Source organism: Mycetohabitans sp. B2 (assembly GCF_021733735.1).
Classification (GTDB): Bacteria; Pseudomonadota; Gammaproteobacteria; order Burkholderiales; family Burkholderiaceae; genus Mycetohabitans; species Mycetohabitans rhizoxinica.
Window position 1 is genome coordinate 1 of sequence record NZ_JAHKSP010000201.1, and the last position, 5,852, is coordinate 5,852.

Below are 5,852 nucleotides of genomic sequence, written 5' to 3' on the forward strand. Positions count from 1 at the left end.
ATACGGTGTGGGGGTGCACAGCGCGGGTGAGATTAGCGCGCAGGCCGGTGATTTGACGCTGACGAGCGAAGGCCGCCTGGTGTTGACGGGCAAGACGCAGGCGAGCGGCAATATCGGGCTATCGGCCGCTGGCGGGATCGATAATCGCGGCACGATCGATAGCCGACAGTACCTATCTGTAAATACGTGCGCCGACCTTGTCCACAGCGGAATGCTGACGGCTCAGAAGGATGTCACGGTGAACGCTGGCAGTGTCCATTCGACTGGTACGCTCGGCGCGGGCGTAAATGGCGACGGCTCAATGGGCCAATCCGGTGACCTGCAAGTGACGGCGACAGGGCTGTTGAGCGTGACTGGCAAGCACGGCGCAGGCAGCAGCGTGTCCCTAATGGGTAGCGACATGCCTCTGATGGGCAGCGATGTGTCCCTGGCGGGCAGCAACGTGTTCCTGACGGGCAGCAACGTGAATCTTGCGGGTAGCCTTACCATCGCAAATGGCGGCCTGACGTTGAACGCTAACGCGGGCGACCTAAATCTATCGGCCGCGACGACGAGCGCGCAAGGCGGGATCAAGGCGAGCGCATCGGGCGCATTAATTAACGACCACGGCAAGCTGTCGAGCGGCGCGGACGTGACGCTGATGGGCGGCAGCGTATCGAACCAAAGCGGCAAAATCTCGGCGCAAGGCCCGCTGTTAGTGAAGACAGGCGGACAAGTTGCCAATCAGAGCGGCGAGCTGCTGTCGCAAAGTACGGTCGAGGTGCACGGCGGGGCAATCTTGAACCAGCAAGGCATCATCGAGAGCGCCAGCCACATGACTGTAGACGGCGCATCGCTGGACAATTCTGGCGGTCGAGTGACGTCGCTCAACCGTGACAGCCTGTCCGTCACGACGAGTGGCCAGTTGACGAACACAGCGGGCACGGCGGCGAACGGCGCGCAAGGCGGTGTGATCAGTGGCAACGGCGACGTGACGGTGCAAGGAGGAATTGTCGCCAATCAGGGCACGATGTCGAGCAAGGCGAATCTGCGCGTGATCGGACAGCAGTTTGTTGGCAATGGCAACGGGCTGCTGAAGGCCGCTCAGAACGTCACGGTTGATGCGGGTTCGCGTCTTTATAATGCCGGCGGCACGATCGTAGGACAGGCGGCCACATTGAACGCAACGACGCTGGACAATCGGTCCGGGACCGTAGAGGCAGATCGGTTGTCGTTGAACGGGACCGACTTGCTCAATCGCGGTGGCTCCATAACGCAGACCGGATTCGATCCGATCGCCATCAACATTAGCGGCACACTCGACAACTCGAACGACGGCACGCTCAAGACCAACAGCACGGATCTGAAACTTGCCCCCGCGGCGTTGATTAATGACGGCGGTACGCTTTATCACGCAGGCAACGGCACGCTCACGCTCGGCAATGGCGCAGGCTCGATTTCGAACGTCAGTGGTAAGATCGACAGCAACGGCCAGATCGTCGTCCAAACGAACACTTTCAACAATACGTCGGGGTCCCTGGTCGGCCAAACCGGACTCAACGCGACGCTCGGCGGCACGTTGACGAGCGACAACGGCACATTGAAGACAAGCGCGGGGGCAGCGATCCTTCATAGCACCACGCTGTCGAATCGCGGTGGTTCGATTGGCGCACCCCATCTAAGCCTGACGGTCGATTCAACGCTGGATAACGACGAAGGGACGCTTGAAGCCAACCAGCTTACATTGAAGGCGGCGGACCTTACGAACCGCGGCGGCAAAATCGCGCAATGGCAAGCGTCTCCGATGACCGTTGAGGTAAGCGGCAAGATCGACAACTCGAATGGCGGCACGCTCAAGACCAACAGCCATGAGCTAACGCTCGCTCCCGCTGAGCTGATCAATTCAGGGGGCACGATTACGCATGCCGGCACAGGGACGCTGACGGTGGCGCCGGGTCACAGCGCAGGCCCTCTGGACAATACATCGGGCCGGATCGAGAGCACGGGCCAGGTGCTTATTGAAGCCGGCGACCTAAACAACGTACAAGGGGTCGTGTCGGCCCAACACGGCATCATTGCCACGATCAAGGGCGATGTCAATAATACGCAAGGACTGCTGCATTCGGACATGTCCCTGTCGTTGACGAATGAAGGCGCGCTTGTGAATCAGGCCGGCCATATTCAGGCGGGCCAATTGACGCCCGGCGATACGAGTACGCTCGAGATTCAATCCGCGTCGATCGACAATACTGACGGTTTGATCAACGATCTTGGTACGGGCAACATGACCGTGCGAGGTACAAACCAAATCGTCAACAGCCATGCGGGCGGTGTTGCCGACATGGGCAAGATTACGGGCAACGGCGATGTGACGGTAAGTGCGGCGTCGATTGTCAACACGCAAGGTGGCCAACTGAGTGGCGCGACGCTCCACGTTCAAGGGGCCACGCTGGACAATCGTGGCGGCAAAATCGGTAATCTCGCCAACTCGAACGGCGACGTGGACGTGACAATGACTGGCGCAGTGACGAACACGGATGGCTCGATTAGCTCAACGCGCAACCTAACGGTAGCGGCGGCCACGCTGCAAGGCGGCGGCACATACGGCGCGGCCAACGATGCAACGTTGCATCTGCAAGGCGATTACACGGTGGCCTCCGACACGCAGTTCAATGTCGGTCACGGCCTGACCTTCACGTTGCCGGGGACGTTCACGAACCACGCGAACCTGCAATTGGTCCACAATCTGAGCGTCAATGCAGGCAATATCGTCAACTCTGGTTCGATCTCGGCGGGTAGTTTGCTTCGTACGCATTCGGGTCATCTGACCAATACCGGAACGCTGGTTGGCGGCAGTGCGACGATTCAGGCGCACGGTACGGTGTCCAATCTGGGGCCGACGGCACTGATGGGCGCCTCGGACAGCCAAGGCCTGCTGGAAATTCTCGCGCGCGACATCGAGAACCGCGACGACACGACGGCCATTGACACGATGGCACAAACGGGAATCGTCGGCATGGGCAAGGTCGTGTTGGCCGGGGGCAAGGATGCCAATGGTCATTACACGAGAGCTGCGCTAATCAACAACCAGTCCGCGCGGATCGAGTCCGGTGGCCCAATGCAGTTGCATGCCGACAGGGTCCTGAACACGCGCCGCGTGATGAGGACATCGGGCTTCACCGAAAACGTTGACCCGGCCTTGCTAGCGCGACACAACATCAGCATGCAAGGCTGCACAGCGATTTATATGGAGGCCTGCTACGGTCACAGTGTTCCTTGGGTCGACAAGCCCACGCCGGAGATGGCGAACATGATTGGCGGCGCATTCATCGAGCCGCCGCATGGCGGCCAGTGGAACAGCACATATCAGTACACGACCTACGAGGGCAAGGCGGTCGCGAACACTGTGACGGACATCAGCCCAGCCGGACAGATCATCTCGGGTGGAGCCCTCGACGCGTCGGCAGTTGGCCTGCTGCAAAACTATTGGAACAATGTGGCGGTAGTCGGCGATATCCAGCAACCCACCCACCTGGACATGGATGGCTGGGCCGCCACTGGCCAGCAGGCGCCGATGGTCAGAGTGAGGTACTCGGGGCAGTATCATTACAACAACTACGACAACAGTGAACACAACTGGCAGTTGCCGTTTGGCGATGCGCCGTTCGTCACTGGCCGTCCGGGAGGCTATACGCAAGCGGCACCTGCTGACATCAAGGATTACAGGCTGCCGGGTTACGACGCGACCTGGGGGGCCAACGGCACGATTTCTGGCACGGGCGTGAGCATCAAGAACCCGGGGGGCAACGCATCGACTCCGTCGCTTGGTCTGCCTCCCGGCCAGCCGGTGTCAGGGCCGGAGATCGGCTCGCTCAACGGCAGCGTGAGCGGGACGAAATTGCCGGGGATGCCAGTACGGGGCAACGTATCGACGATCGTCGATCCAATCATCGCGAGTGCCACGGCGCTAAACGTGCTGAACAACCTGACGATTCCACAAGGCGGCTTGTTCAGACCGAATCTCGCACCGAACCCAAGCTATGTGATCGAGACGAACCCCGCGTTCACGAACCACAAGCATTTCATTTCGAGCGATTACTTTTTCAAGCAGATCGGCGTCGATCTTACGCCCCTCGTGAAACGTCTCGGCGATGGGTTCTACGAACAGCAACTGGTGCGCAATCAGGTCACGGCGCTCACGGGCAAGGCGGTGCTCGGTCCGCACACGGATGTGCAGTCGATGTACCAGTCTCTGATGGCCGCCGGTGCGGAGTTGTCCAAGTCGCTTGATTTGCCGATTGGCGTGAGCTTGTCAGCCGAACAGGTGTCGAAGCTGACGGGCAACGTGGTGATGATGGAGACGCGCGTGGTCGACGGTCAGTCGGTTCTGGTGCCGGTCGTGTATTTGGCGAAGACTAGCCAGCAAAACATGGATGGCCCGCTGATTACCGCGACAAATATCGATCTGCAAAATGTGCAGTCGTTCACGAACAGTGGCACCGTCAAGGCAGAGCATACGCTCGCCATTCAGGGCAAGCAAATCGACAACGCGTTCGGCACGCTGCAAAGCGGCGGCCTGATGTCGCTCACGACCGAGGGCAAGATCGACCTGACGTCGGCCAACGTGAAGGCCGGCAGCTTGCAACTGGAGGCGGGGAAAGATCTGGTTCTCGATACCGCGACGAAGACGACGCATCAGGTGAGCCGTGACGGCGCGACGCGTGTCACGACGAGGCTGGGACCGACCACAAAACTGGAGGTAACGGGCGATGCGAGCATCGTGACCGGTGGGGATGTCCAGCAGCATGCGGGCAATCTTGTGGTTGGCGGCGATCTCAGTACCGATATCGGCGGTCACTGGACGCTCGGCGCGCAGCAGATTGGCGAGCACAAAATCGTACAGCGTGCGAATGGTGTATCGAACACGGACATCAACAGCGTGGTCGGTAGCTCGGTCAAGGTCGGCGGTATGTCCAATATCAACGTTGGCGGCGACCTCACGGCGAAGGGTGCGCAGATCGACCTCGGGCAAGGCGGCAACCTTGTCGCCAAGGGGGACGTGTCACTCGGCTCGGCGAGCGCGACAACGACCACGAACAGCAACAGCTCGGGCAGCGACAGTCATGGCAGCTACGCGGAGACGCGGCATACGTTGAGTCAAACACTCACGGGCACGACACTCAAGGGTGGCAACACCGTCAATATCGTGTCGGGTCAGGACATCACGGTCAGCGGCAGTGCGATCAGTCTAGACAAGGGTCGTGCGAACCTGCTGGCGGCCGGAGACGTGAACGTGGGCGCGGCGACTGAAACGCACGTGTTGAATTCGCACGAGACGCATAGTCATAGCAATGTCGTGAGCGGATCCCAGGCGGCGAGCGGCATTGATCAGACGGCGGCTTACAGTCAAGGCAGCACGATTTCAGCCGACGGCGTGACGGTGGCAAGTGGCCGGGACGTCAATATCATGGGCAGCAATGTGGTCGGCTCGCATGATATGAAGTTGCAGGCGGGTCGTGATGTCAACATTACGACCTCGCAGGACGGGGCGCAGTCGTCGAGCTACTATGACAAGAAGGAATCGGGCCTACTGTCCGGAGGCGAACTGGCCGTGACGATCGGCTCGCGCAGGCAATCGGACCAGGCGCAGTCATCGTCGCTCACGCATCACGGCAGCGTGGTCGGTTCGGTCAAGGGCAACGTGACGATCGATGTGGGCAGCGAACTGCTTATGAAAGGCAGCGATCTAATCGCCGCGAAAGACGTGGTGGGCACGGCGAAGACGGTGAAGCTGCAGAGCGCAACCGATGAACAGCACCATAGCGGACAACATGCGATGCGGCAAAGCGGCGTGACGCTCGGGGTTCAAACGC

At 60.2% G+C, this 5,852-nt stretch carries 1 protein-coding gene; it reads left to right on the forward strand.

The window, feature by feature from the left end; genetic code table 11:
* Nucleotides 1–7: 7 nt before the first annotated feature.
* On the forward strand, nt 8–5,852 hold a 5,845-nt coding region (locus KPG66_RS17440), incomplete at its 3' end, for a hemagglutinin repeat-containing protein (RefSeq protein WP_237071689.1).